Raw genomic sequence first — 12,661 nt, forward strand, 5'->3', positions numbered from 1 at the left:
ACAATGCAAACGGCGGCGTTAACACGGTTCGAACCGCCGGCCTCGGCACGATGGTAAACAGGGCCCGCCAAATGACGTATGGACAGCCGGTCGAAGCCCAATAAGATCAGCGGGTCATCAATGTCCGTATTGGGGCCCAGAATGAAGAAATCCGTCCTTCTCGCAGCCGCGCTCTTCGCCGCCTCCTCCGCGCCGGCCTTCGCCCATCTCGATCCAGCCGAACACGGGTCGGTAATGGCGGGCCTTTCCCATCCGCTGTTCGGAGCCGACCACATTCTTGCGATGATCGCTGTCGGCCTTTGGGCGGCTCAGATCGGCGGCAGGGCGCTGTGGATCGTGCCGGCCGCCTTCGTCGCGACGATGATGCTCGGATTCTTTCTCGCCCTGGCGGGCGCGCCCCTGCCCTTTGTCGAACCGGCCATCCTCGCCTCGGTCGTCGCGCTCGGCCTGGTCGTCGCAGTGGCTGTCCGGCTCGACGCGGCAACGGCCGCTGCCGTCGTCTCCGTCTTCGCGCTCTTCCATGGCCATGCCCACGGCGGGGAGTTGGGAATGGCCGGCGCCTGGTCGTTTGCAGCAGGCTTCGTGATCTCGACCGTTCTCCTTCACATTGCCGGCGTCGGTCTCGGCATGGGGCTCGCGCGGCTTGCGGACCGCGGCGTCGTCACTCGTGTTGCCGGCGGAATAATGGCCATCGTCGGCGCAGCCTTGATCGTCGGATGATGCTGGTTCGCGCCGCGCTGCCGCAGGAGGCGGACGCTCTCGCTCAAATCGGCCTTGCAGCCTGGCGCAAAGGCATAAAGCCGCTTGTACCGGCACATGTTGCGGCGGCCACCGAACAGAAGAACCCGTTCCTGCCGTTCGTGCGGGAACTGGGGCCTCGGATTCTGGTCGCTGAAGTCGATGGAGAACCTGCCGGTCTCGGCGCCCGCGAGCACGATGACGACGTCATCAGCGATATCTGGGTGGCTCCCGCCTTCGAAGGACGGGGCGCCGGATCGGCCCTCATAAAGGCGCTCGAAGCGCAAATCGCCGAGCGTGGGTACGGGCAAGCCGCAATTCAGGTAGCGGCTCGGAACGAGCGGGCGCTTCAGCTCTATCGGCATCTCGGTTACCGGGTGCTTTGGAGGAAGGTCGCTTTCGACCCGATACTCCAGACTGAACTGGAAAAGGTCGGCCTGTCAAAAGCACTTAGGCTCGATCAATAGGTCAAACCGACTGAACCGGCGGGCGGCTTATCCCCAGGTCAGCGGGTCCAGCCGAAGATAGAAAGCGAGACGGTCCTCGTCCGGTGCCGAGATCCCGTGAATGTCGAAGAGGCATTCCCGCGCGGTCTCCGCATCTTCCTGTCCAGTCCAGCTTTCGCGAGCGTTACCAAGGAGAAGCGAAAAATCGACGTATCGATCCGCCGTTCCGAGCCGGCCCAGGTCGATCACGCCCGTGCAGCGGTGTGTATCCGGATCGACCATGAAGTTCGGCAGACATGCGTCGCCATGGCAGACTACGAGCCCGGAAGGCTCGTCGATCAGGTGCCTCGGCAGTTCGGCCCGCAGAGCATCCAACAGGTCCACCGGCGGAGTGTTCTGATCGTCCGGGGTCAGGAAATCCGGATTGACGGCATCGCGCCGGACAACATCCGCGGCCCGGTCGAACATCGAGGCGAGCCGCCGCTCGAAGGGACAGGCTTCCGTCGGCAATTCGTGCAGCAGCTTCAATTGCCGCACGATCGACGGCCATGCTTTCCTGAGGCCGACCGCGGAGAGCTCGCTGGCCGGCACCCCCGGCAGCGCACTGATGACGAGGCATGCTTCAGTCTCTGCTGCGATCCACTCGCAGACGGAGGGCGAGCCCAGGCGGAACGGCGCCAGCCACGCGACACGATCGCGCTCGCCTTCGAGCAGTGCTACGGACTTGCCGTCCGCAATCTTCGCATAGGCGCCACCGTCGCTGCGACGATAGACGCGGTCACCGGATTCGCCGTGACGAACCGGCGTCCATTCCCGACCCGCAGGCAATTTCGGGAGCAGCATTTCGTCACCGACGTAGCGCCTGCTCATGAAACCCGCCATCGCAAGTCCGCAAGCGCCATCATCCCCGTCCGCGATAGGTCGGGACGCCCTGATCGGGCAGCCAGACGCCCTCCGGCGGGTTTCCCGTCTGCCAGAAGACGTCGATCGGGATGCCGCCGCGAGGATACCAGTAGGCGCCGATCCTGAGCCACTTCGGCGAAAGCAGCGAAACGAGCCGCTGCGCGATCTCTATCGTGCAATCCTCGTGAAAGGCGCCGTGGTTGCGGAAGGAATGCAGGAACAGCTTGAGCGATTTCGACTCGACCAGCCACCCGTCCGGCACATAGTCGATGACGATGTGCGCGAAGTCGGGCTGCCCGGTCATCGGGCAGAGCGAGGTGAATTCCGGCGCCGTAAAGCGGACGACGAAATCCGTGCCGCCATGCCCGCTCGGTACTTTCTCCAGCACCGCCTCTTCCGGGCTTTGGGGCAGATCGACTTTCGTCCCCAATTGTGAAAGTCCCGATACGTCAGTCTTTGTCATTTCCGTGATGCTCCACTCACTTTAACGCGCACCCCGTGCGCCTTTTCGCCTTCCGGTTCGACGTGAATGGCGATCTCCGCGCCCGAATGCACGGCGCGAATCGCATCCTCGATCCGGTCGCAGATATCATGCGCGTCACCGACCGGCATCGCCTCCGGCACGACCATATGAAAGTCCACGAAGATCGCCGGGCCCGCCTGCCGTGTCTTCAGATCGTGCACGCCGAGAGACCCGCCGGCATTGGCCGCGATCGCCGCCTTGATCGCTTCCTCTTCGTCCGCCGGGACCGCCTTGTCCATCAGCCCGTCGACGGAGCGCGAAATGACCTTCCAGCCCTGGAAGAGGATGTTGCCCGCCACGATAACGGCGAGCAGCGGATCGAGGATCGCGTAGCCGGTGGCGATGGCAAGAAGAAGGCCGACGAGCACGCCCACGGAGGTCACCACATCCGAGAGAATGTGGTGACCGTCCGCACTCAAGGCCGGCGAACGGTGTCGGCTGCCTGCGCGGATAAGCACATAGGCCCAGATGGCATTAACGACTCCGGCAGCAAAATTGACGGCGAGACCGAGCGCCGGAGCATCCAGAAGCACCGGCGCCATCATTTCGGGAATGGCTTCCCAGATGATCAGCAGCGCCGCGAGAACGATCAGCACGCCCTCGATGACCGCGGAGAAGTATTCGGCCTTGTGATGCCCGAAAGGATGGTCCGCATCCGCCGGTTTCGCCGCATAGCCGATCATCGCATAGGCGATCACCGCGGCGACCACATTGACGGAGGATTCCAGTCCGTCGGACAGGAGCGCCACCGAACCTGTCACCCACCAGGCCAGCATCTTCAGGCCCATCACCGCCAGCGACAGAGGTATGCCCCAAAAGGCCAGCCGCAGGATGGTTCTATTGTCGGATCCGGTCATCGTCATTCCTCCTGCAGATGCAAACGAGTTGCAAATGCAAGGCCATTCAAACGCAAAACCGCCCGCGCGGATTTTCGCGCAGGCGGATCGTGAGCGCCATATGGGCGATAACGGACCGCTTGTCAAACGGTCGAATGCCTCATGTCGATACAGCCGACCGCGAAAGAGGTCAGGCCGCCTTGATCTTCGCCCGCTTGGCAAGATGGGCCACCACGTTCTCGATCATCCGCATGCCGGCGTCGCCGCCGAGCGTCATGATCGACTCCGGATGGAACTGCACGGCCGCCACCGGCTCCTTGCTGTGCTCTATGCCCATGATCGTACCATCTTCGCTTTCCGCCGTGATCATGAATTCGAGCGGAAGGCTGGATGGGTCGGCGAAAATCGAATGATAGCGCCCGACCGTCACCTCCTTGCCGAGGCCCGAAAAGACAATGCCGGGTTCCAGTACGCGGATGCGCGAGGGCTTCCCATGCATCGGGACCGCCAGTTGCCGCAAATTACCGCCATAGGCTTCCGCAAGGGCCTGCAGACCGAGGCAGACGCCGAAGATCGGCAGGTCGCGCGCCCGGGCTTTCTTGATCGTGGCCTTGCAATCGAAGTCCTTCGGGCTGCCGGGGCCGGGCGAAAGCACGACGAGGTCCGGCTTGACCCGGTCGAAGATCTCCTCGGCCACCGGTGTGCGCACGGTGGTGACACTCGCGCCCGTCTGGCGGAAATAGTTCGCCAAGGTATGGACGAAGCTGTCCTCGTGATCGACCAGCAGGATGCTGACGCCGGCGCCGACAGGGGCGACATCGCGCGCCGCCTTGGCGCTGTTAGCGGATTTCGCGTCACGAATGGCTGCAATCATGGCAGAGGCCTTCAGTTCGGTTTCGGCTTCTTCTTCTTCCGGATTGGAATCATAGAGCAGCGTCGCGCCCGCCCTCACCTCGGCAATCCCGTCCTTGATGCGGATCGTGCGCAGGGTCAGCCCGGTGTTCATGTCGCCGTTAAATCCGACCATGCCGATCGCTCCGCCGTACCATGCCCGCGGGCTCTTCTCGTGACTCTCGATGAAGCGCATCGCCCAGAGCTTCGGCGCGCCGGTAACGGTCACCGCCCAGGCATGGCTGAGGAACCCGTCGAAGGCGTCCATATCGTCGCGCAGACGACCCTCGATATGGTCGACCGTATGGATCAGCCGCGAATACATCTCGATCTGGCGGCGGCCGATCACCTTGACCGAGCCCGGCACGCAGACGCGGCTCTTGTCGTTGCGGTCCACGTCCGAGCACATGGTGAGCTCGGACTCGTCCTTCTTCGAATTCAAGAGCTTCAGGATCTGCTCACTGTCGGCGATCGGATCGTCGCCCCGCTTGATCGTGCCGGAGATCGGGCAGGTTTCGATCCGCCGCCCGGAAACGCGCACGAACATCTCCGGGGAAGCGCCGACGAGGTATTCCTGATTGCCGAGATTGATGAAGAAGGAATAGGGAGACGGGTTGATCGCCTTCAGCCGGTTGGAAATCTCGGAGGGGCGGCTTTCGCAGCGTTCGTAGAACTTCTGGCCCGGCACCACTTCGAAGAGATCGCCGCGGCGGAAGCTTTCCTTGGCCTTGACGACGAGTTCGGCATATTCGCCCGGACGGTGGTCGCCGTGCGGCGGGATGCTGTCGACGCTGCGGAACGGCTCGGGAGCGATGTCGGCCGCCTTGCCCTCGGTCGAAAGGTCATCCCTGGCGAAATCGTAGCGGTCGATCCAGGCCTTTGCCGCATAGTGATCGACGACCAGAATCTCGTCCGGCAGGAAGAGAACCATGTCGCGCTGGTCGTCCGGACGCGAAAGCTTCAGTTCGATCGCATCGAACTGGAAGGCGAGGTCGTAGCCGAAGGCCCCATAGAGGCCGAGGCTCGAATCCTCCTCCGAATGGAAGAGATTCGTCACCGCGCGAAGAACCGTAAAGACCGTCGGCATCTTCGACCGCTCTTCCTCGGTGAAGACCCGATCGGGCGCGTTGATGGTAAGGTCGAGACGGCGGGCGGCAAGCGAGCCGAGCGTGATGTCGGCAACGGACTTCAGATCCTCGGCGATCAGCGCCAGCAGCACTTCGCCGCGTTCGTTATAGGCTTCGATCCAGAGCGAGCGACCGAAGGAGGAGATGGCAAGCGGCGGGTCGACCACCGCAGTGTCCCAGCGGGTATATCGGCCGGGATATTCGTAGTTCGAGGAAAAGACCGCGCCGCGGCGTTCGTCCAGCCTGTCTACATAACCAGCGATCGCGTCGCTGTAGGATGCCTCACGCCGCCTGCGGGTGACGACGATGCCACCCTTCGTGGTATAACGCTCCGCGCCGTCTTCCAGAATTACCGCTGCCATTCGTCTTGCTCCGTAAAAGCCCGGTTTTTCCACGCGGCCCGAATACGAAAAAAGCCGCCTCGAAATCTCCGGGCGGCTCCATCTCTCAATCACGCATGACTGGTCAAGGCCGCCTCAGCGAGCCCACCACCAGATCGAAATGTTCTGCGTGTTTGCCATGGGCGGAAGTGTTAGCGCGGCTTGCGGTGGCGCGCAAGCGGGAAAGTGGAAAGGCGGCCGTCAGGAGCCGCCTTCGCACAAGCCCGCGTCGCTGCCCGATCAGAAGCGTTGGGTCAGGGAGACCTTGAACGTGCGTCCCGGCTCGGAATAGAAATCGCGAGGCTGAGCAGACGTTGAGTTAAGATTGACGCCACGTACGCCAAGAGCATTGAAATACTTCTTGTCGAAGATGTTGTAGACTCCAGCCTCTACCCTCAAGCCCTTGAAGCTCTCGGGCGTCCACCAGCCAGTCATATCCACGAGACCGTAACCGGGGGCATCGAAGGTATTGCTTTTGCCATCATCCGGCATGGCGGCCGAGACGGTCGTCGAGAGATCCACGCCGAAAGTCTCCTGGCTGTAGCCGCCGCCGATGATAGCCTTAAAAGGCGCGACCGTCCGCAGCCGCGTGTCATTGTCCTGGTTCTTGCCGTAGGAATAGGCGAGAGACGCGTGAAGATTGAAGCCGTTGTCGAAAGTTTTCAACGCACTCAACTCGATGCCCGAGATTCGCGCCTTGTTTACGTTAGTGTAGTTGAATTCCGTGATTCCCGTGACCGGATTCTGGGTGGTGACGGTCTCAATGAAGTTGTCATAGATGTTGTGAAACACCGCAACCCGGCCAGTCAGTTCACCAGTGTCGAAATTGGCGCCGACCTCGAATCCGTTGCCCGTTTCCGGCTTGAGATCCGGATTACCGAGCTGTGCATACCTCCCGAATGGATTGTAGAACCGGCTATAAAGTTCGTCCACGGTGGGAGCGCGGAAGGCCATCGACCATTGTGCAAACAGCTCGACGTCCGGCGCGATGTCATAGGTCCCAAGGAGCTTCGGCGATAGGCGAACCCCGTCCCTTTCCTTCAGATCCCCGAAAACGCCCGATCCCGGATTTGATTGGAAGCCTGCATTGAGCTCGGGGTCATATTGGAACCAGTCGAAGCGCAATCCCGGCGTCAGCGCAAACGCGCTCTCGCCGACAGAAATGCGGTCCTCCAATATTGCACCGATCGTCGTGCTCTTCACGTCGGGGATTTCAGACTGGTTGTTGAGGGACGGGCATGTCGCCGGCGTCGGGCAAACCGCCGATGTATACTGACTCCAATCGGAACGGGCGACATCGAGCCCGAAGGTCAGCGAATGATCGAAACCGCCGGCTTCGAAGTCCTTGCCGGCACGCCCGTTGAAGCCCACGCTCTCGTTGCTGATCGAATTGTCGCGACCGTAGGGCTCATCGGCAATCGTCCGGCCGTTCGAGCCGGAGGAGCGTTCCAGGTCCTGCCAGTAGAGCGATGCCCTGGCAAAGCTGAAAAAGTCGTCCGATGAAGCGGCATCGAAATCATAGTCGAGCGAGACGCGCTTGCGGTCGCGGTCTTCAAATCCGGTGTAGTCGCCGATCTTGAACCTGCGCCCTTGTTCCGCTCTAAGATCATTATCGGCATCGCGGCGGAAGCTTTCCGCCGTTAGGCCGATTCTGTGGCCACCTTCGAGTTCATGCCGAATTTTGAAGAGCAGATTGTTCTGGTCGAAATCGGAAGGGTTGGGCTCCGTCCGGGCGCTTCCGTAGCCTCCGACCGTTCCCCCATTGTCCCGCTCGTTCCCCTTGCGATAGCTTCCCTGAAAGAGAACGGAGGTCTCGCCGAAGCTGCGGGCTCCGGCAACGGAGCCGGCAATGCTGTCGTCTTCGCTGTCATAGACCGATCTGAAGATCGCGCCCCAATCCTTGCCATCGGAAATGACATCTTCGGGCTCGAGCGTGCGCAACACTACGGCACCTCCCAGCATGCCGGAACCGCCACGGCTCGAATCCGCGCCGCGCACGATATCCACCACCGAGAGCGAATTGAAATCGAACATGTCCCCGCCACCGTTCGCATTGATCGAAGCAAAGGCATCCTGACGGGCGCTGTTCGAAATGTAGGGGATCGGAACGCCATCGATCGTGGTCACGATACGAGGACCGGAAAGACCGCGAAGATTGACGCCGAAGTCGGCGCGCGATGCATTTATCCCCGCATCGACGCTGCGGCCCAGATCATCCAGATCGGTGACCTGCTTCTCCTCCAGCGTCTTCTCGTCGATTTCGCTCGCAAGCGGCGTATCCGCGATGCCGCCGCGCTGCGCCCCTGCGAGACGGTCGCCTTTCGCAACGATTTTCTTCAGCACGGTCGTGTTGGCATTGCCTTCCGCCGCCGTTTCGGTTGGCGCGCTCTGCGCCAGTACCGGGGGGATTGGGAGCGCGAATATTGCCGCCGTGCAAGCCAAAAGCGCCAGGCGATGATGCCGGTTAAGCATGGACCAGTCCTATGAAAGTGTTGGCCGGGCTTGCTGTTGAGCGGCAAACTCAAGGGCTGGCTGGGCAGGTTCTGAAATCGGGCAAGGGCGAAACTCGTTCCTGCCTCATTTTCGTCACATAAGAAAACATGAGTGTGATTGTCAATATAAATCTAGGGGTCCGATCTTTCTCTCCATCGCCTGCGAGCCGTCCTCGTCCTCAGTTTGGGCACAATTTGAAACAGGATCGTTTCTCGTACGTTTCGCCGACTGGGGCCGCAGAGGAGATGGAGAGGGCCTGCATGCGCCACGCCGGGGTAATTTTGATCGTCGCATTCCTCGTTTCGGGAGCGACGCTGCCGGAACGGGGTCCGATGCCCGTAGCACGGCCCTCGAGCGGCGGCGATCAGCCGACGCCGACGCCCAAGCCCGCTGCGCCGCCGGCGAATGGTGCCGATGCAGAGGAAAAGCCCAGCGGACGGGTCGGGAGTGATGCTCGCGCTGACCGGGAGCTACCCCCTGATTGGAAGGACGACGCCCTCGACGCCGTGCCGGTCCTGGTGATCGAAAAGGAAAACCCGCAGGAATATGCGTCCTGTCTCTCCGAACTCCGATCGCTCGGCGCAGCATTTACCGAGGCCGCCCGCATGGACGACGGCAACGGGTGCGGCATCGACAAGCCGATTGAGGTCAGCGCGATCCTGCCGGGCGTGAGCCTGAAGCCCGAGGGCGTGATGCGATGCGAGACCGCGCTCGCCCTCGCCCGCTGGGCGAAGGAGACGGCCGCCAGTGCCGCCATGCGTGCATTCGGAGCGGAGGCGCGCATCACCGCTCTGAACCAGGCCTCGACCTATGTCTGCCGCCTGAGAAACAATGCGGATACGGGCAAGATCTCGGAGCACGCGCGCGGCAATGCGGTCGACATCGCCTCGTTCACTCTCAGCGACGGCAAGACCATCGAGATTCAGCCCCGCGACGAGGACGGCACCCTTACCGGCGCGTTCCAGCGCGCGGTCACGGCGTCGGCCTGTCTTTATTTCACGACCGTGCTGGACCCGGGCAGCGATGCGGCACATGAAGATCACCTGCATCTGGATGTCATCGAGCGGAAAAACGGATACCGCTATTGCCGTTGAGGGGTGGGATTGCCCCTCATCCCGCTGCCGCGACCTTCTCCCCGTTCACGGGGAGAAGGGACAAGCGGCGCCAACTGAACCCCGCATTCACTGCCCGCTCGAGGGAGCGAGCGGGCGCGGCATATCCCTTCTCCCCGCCTGCGGGGAGAAGGTGGCGGCAGCCGGTTGAGGGGCAGCCCTGGCCGAGCCGCCTCAGAACAACCCCTCTATATACCCCTGCTCGTTCAGCCTTATCCGCTCCGAAGAAGGCGCCTTGGGCAGGCCAGGCATCGTCATGATTTCACCTGTTATGACGACGATGAAGCCGGCACCGGCAGCCAGCCGGACCTCGCGGATCGGCACGGTGTGGCCGGTCGGCGCTCCGCGCAGGTTCGGGTCCGTGGAGAACGAATATTGCGTCTTGGCCATGCAGATCGGCAGCTGACCGTAGCCCTGGTCTTCCCAGGTCCGCAGCTGATCGCGCACCAGCTTGTCGGCAATCACCTCGCTTGCATGATAGATGTCCTTGGCGATCGTCTCGATTTTCTGGAACAGCGGCATCTCGTCGGGATAGAGCGGCGAAAACTGCGAATGGCCGGCATTGGCGAGGTCCACGACCTTGTAAGCGAGCTCCTCGATGCCCGCCGAGCCCTCGGCCCAATGCTTGCAGAGAACCGCTTCGGAACCGAGGGTTCTGACATAATCCTTGATCGCGCGGACCTCGGCTTCGGTATCCGAAGTGAAGTGGTTGATCGCGACGAGCACCGGAACGCCGAACTTCTTGACGTTCTGGATATGGCGGCCGAGATTGGCGCACCCTTTCGCGACTGCCTCGACGCTCTCGCGCCCGAGGTCCTCCCTCTTCACGCCGCCGTTCATCTTGATGGCGCGGACGGTCGCGACGATGACGGCGGCATCCGGCGTGAGCCCGGCCTTGCGGCATTTGATGTCGAAGAATTTCTCGGCACCGAGATCGGCGCCGAAGCCGGCCTCGGTTACCACATAATCGGCAAGCTTCAGCGCCGTGGCAGTGGCCACGACCGAATTGCAGCCGTGCGCGATATTGGCGAAGGGGCCGCCATGGACGAAGGCGGGATTGTTCTCGAGCGTCTGCACAAGGTTCGGCTGCATCGCGTCCTTGAGCAGGACCGCCATCGCCCCGTCCGCCTTGATGTCTCGCGCGAAGACCGGGCTCTTGTCGCGACGGTAACCGATGATGATGTTGCCGAGCCGCTTCTCGAGATCCTTGACGTCCATTGCAAGGCACAGGATCGCCATGACTTCGGACGCCACGGTGATGTCGAAGCCGGTCTCCCGCGGATAACCGTTGGCGACACCGCCGAGCGAGCCGACGATCTGGCGAAGCGCCCGGTCGTTCATGTCCATGACCCGCCGCCAGGCTATGCGGCGAATGTCGATCGCCTGCTCGTTGCCCCAATAGATATGGTTGTCGATCAAGGCGGAGAGCAGATTATGCGCCGAAGTGATCGCGTGGAAATCGCCGGTGAAATGAAGGTTGATATCCTCCATGGGCACCACCTGGGCGTAACCGCCGCCGGCCGCCCCGCCCTTGATGCCGAAGCAGGGTCCGAGCGATGCCTCGCGGATGCAGACGATCGTCTTCTTCCCGATGCGGTTCAGGCCGTCGCCGAGCCCGACCGTCGTCGTCGTCTTGCCCTCGCCCGCCGGCGTCGGGTTGATCGCCGTCACCAGAATGAGCCGGCCGTTCCTTTTCTCCTTTTGCGCCACAATGAATTCGGCACTCACCTTGGCCTTGTCATGGCCGTAGGGAAGCAGATGTTCCGGCGGAATGCCGAGCTTGGCGCCGATCTCCATGATCGGCTGTTTGCGCGCGGCGCGCGCAATTTCGATGTCCGACTTTACCTCTCCCACGGCTCCCCCCAAGCTTGCCTCACGCATCCCGCCTCCTCCGCGGAAAATACGCAAGTTCCGTTTCCTGTGCCTGCTGCTGCAGCGACCTTAGCGCCTCCACTGGCACGCGCGGCGCTGTAGGCTCGCACGCCGCGCGTCAACGGGCAAGAATATCGCGCATCTCCACGAGGTTCGATCGAACCCGGAGGATGTAGAAGCCCATCGTCGCGAGATGCGTCGGCATGATCCAGCCGTCCTCGCGGCCGTTCGAGATGATCAGCGGCTGAATTCTGAGCGCAGCGCGAAGCTGCTTCATCGTTTCGGTATAGATCGGCGCCAGACCGCGCTGGCTGACGACATTCTCGAAATCGCCGCCGGCGGCCGAGAGGATGCCGTAATAGCCGTAGAGCTGTCCGAAGGCGAACCAGAAGCGGTCGTCCGCCCGGGTGTCGAACCAGCCGCCATTGTGGAACTCCGAGCGCTCGCGGATGATGGCCGAGGTATTGCCGAGATCGTTCGCGACCCGGTCGAGGAACTCGACCATGTTGTCGGAACGGCCGTCGAAGATCGCCTCGCACTTGCCGAGAGAAACGTTGAATTTCCTGAGATCGCGCATGGCCGAGCGATAGAAGCTCGGGGTCGGCGTCTTGGGGCCGAAGGGGTTGAGCCCGAAATACCAGGTCTCCTCGTCGAACTGGATATTGCCGCGCGCGCTCTGCAGGTCGGCATTGACGCCCGATGTGCCGCGCACGCGTCCGAGCGAATCGACGAGTTCCACCGCCGTGCGGCGCACCGCCTGGTTGATGCCGCGCTGGAAGGACGCCTTGTTGTCCAGCCACGGCGTATCGTCCCAGTCGAGCCCGAAAAACCCGAGCTTGTAGCCCAGCATGGACGATATCCAGGCATTCTGATTGACATTGAGGTCGATGAGATCGGCCGCCACGTCGACGATGGCCGAGGTCTGGCAGACCGTCCCGGCCGGAAGCTGCGCCACGGCAAGGGCCTCGGTCGTACTGTCGGCACCGGAGGGAGCGACCGCGGCCCGGCTTGCGTCGGCCGCGGCGCCGGACTGTCCCGTCGTCGTTCCGGGGCCGCTGACGGGCGAACCGGCCGGCAGCTTGCGCTCGGCGAGTTTGTAACGATCGACATAATCAGGGTCGAAATTCGTCCAGGCTTGCGTCTGCCAGACAAAGTAGCCGTAGAACAGGACCAGGCAGAACAGGATCAGGGCGATCGGGCCCTTGATGATCCAGCTTCGTTCCCGATACCAGTTGCCGAGCGCGACGAACGGCCAGAGAAGCCACGCCACCGCCAACCCGATGCCACGGCCGATCGCCGTAAAAACACGCTGAAAGAACGCAACGATCGGATCGAACATG

At 62.3% G+C, this 12,661-nt stretch carries 11 protein-coding genes; 3 read left to right on the forward strand and 8 right to left on the reverse strand.

All coding sequences use genetic code 11. The annotated features are described in order from the left end of the window. Positions 1-141: 141 nt before the first annotated feature. Together SINAR_RS0122505 and SINAR_RS0122510 are read left to right on the forward strand one after the other, a co-directional pair. On the forward strand, positions 142-720 hold the full coding sequence (locus SINAR_RS0122505; protein ID WP_028001167.1) for a HupE/UreJ family protein: 579 nt from the start codon (positions 142-144) through the stop codon (positions 718-720). After that, positions 717-1,205, forward strand: coding sequence for a GNAT family N-acetyltransferase (locus SINAR_RS0122510; RefSeq protein WP_028001168.1), 489 nt, complete (start codon positions 717-719; stop codon positions 1,203-1,205). Before SINAR_RS0122505 ends, SINAR_RS0122510 begins: the two co-directional genes overlap by 4 nt. A gap of 27 nt (positions 1,206-1,232) precedes the next feature. On the opposite strand, the gene SINAR_RS0122515 is transcribed toward SINAR_RS0122510, so the two are convergent. The 6 genes from SINAR_RS0122515 to SINAR_RS0122535 all read right to left on the reverse strand — a co-directional run bounded on the left by SINAR_RS0122515 (position 1,233) and on the right by SINAR_RS0122535 (position 8,316). Further along, positions 1,233-2,027 carry an APH(3'') family aminoglycoside O-phosphotransferase gene (locus tag SINAR_RS0122515; RefSeq protein ID WP_167333614.1) on the reverse strand — a complete coding sequence of 265 codons (795 nt, stop codon included), beginning with the start codon at positions 2,025-2,027 and terminating at the stop codon, positions 1,233-1,235. Between the two features lie 58 nt (positions 2,028-2,085). Continuing rightward, a complete protein-coding gene (queF, locus tag SINAR_RS0122520; RefSeq protein WP_028001170.1) occupies positions 2,086-2,550 on the reverse strand; it encodes a preQ(1) synthase in 465 nt (154 codons plus the stop codon). After that, positions 2,547-3,467 (reverse strand): cation diffusion facilitator family transporter, encoded by a 921-nt coding sequence (locus SINAR_RS0122525; RefSeq protein ID WP_028001171.1) that lies wholly within the window; start codon positions 3,465-3,467, stop codon positions 2,547-2,549. Before SINAR_RS0122525 ends, queF begins: the two co-directional genes overlap by 4 nt. A gap of 169 nt (positions 3,468-3,636) precedes the next feature. Continuing rightward, positions 3,637-5,826, reverse strand: coding sequence for an anthranilate synthase (locus SINAR_RS0122530; RefSeq protein ID WP_028001172.1), 2,190 nt, complete (start codon positions 5,824-5,826; stop codon positions 3,637-3,639). A gap of 114 nt (positions 5,827-5,940) precedes the next feature. After that, on the reverse strand, positions 5,941-5,985 hold the full coding sequence (trpLE, locus tag SINAR_RS1000000137535) for a trpE operon leader peptide TrpLE (RefSeq protein WP_178385068.1): 45 nt from the start codon (positions 5,983-5,985) through the stop codon (positions 5,941-5,943). Between the two features lie 99 nt (positions 5,986-6,084). Continuing rightward, the gene (locus SINAR_RS0122535; protein WP_028001173.1) at positions 6,085-8,316 is read right to left on the reverse strand and encodes a TonB-dependent hemoglobin/transferrin/lactoferrin family receptor; all 2,232 of its coding nucleotides are present in this window, start codon (positions 8,314-8,316) and stop codon (positions 6,085-6,087) included. A gap of 281 nt (positions 8,317-8,597) precedes the next feature. On the opposite strand from SINAR_RS0122535, the gene SINAR_RS0122540 reads away from it, so the two are divergent. Next, entirely contained in the window at positions 8,598-9,431 is an 834-nt protein-coding gene (locus SINAR_RS0122540) for an extensin-like domain-containing protein (protein ID WP_028001174.1), read from the forward strand. 192 nt (positions 9,432-9,623) lie between these two features. Here the strand turns inward: SINAR_RS0122540 and SINAR_RS0122545 are convergent, their stop codons facing one another. Both SINAR_RS0122545 and SINAR_RS0122550 read right to left on the reverse strand, forming a co-directional pair. Beyond that, positions 9,624-11,330, reverse strand: coding sequence for a formate--tetrahydrofolate ligase (locus tag SINAR_RS0122545; RefSeq protein WP_209439311.1), 1,707 nt, complete (start codon positions 11,328-11,330; stop codon positions 9,624-9,626). A 109-nt stretch (positions 11,331-11,439) separates the two neighbouring features. Continuing rightward, the gene (locus SINAR_RS0122550; RefSeq protein ID WP_028001176.1) at positions 11,440-12,660 is read right to left on the reverse strand and encodes a DUF2333 family protein; all 1,221 of its coding nucleotides are present in this window, start codon (positions 12,658-12,660) and stop codon (positions 11,440-11,442) included. Position 12,661: the final 1 nt, after the last annotated feature.

It is taken from the genome of Sinorhizobium arboris LMG 14919 (genome assembly GCF_000427465.1).
GTDB classification, from domain to species: domain Bacteria; phylum Pseudomonadota; class Alphaproteobacteria; order Rhizobiales; family Rhizobiaceae; genus Sinorhizobium; species Sinorhizobium arboris.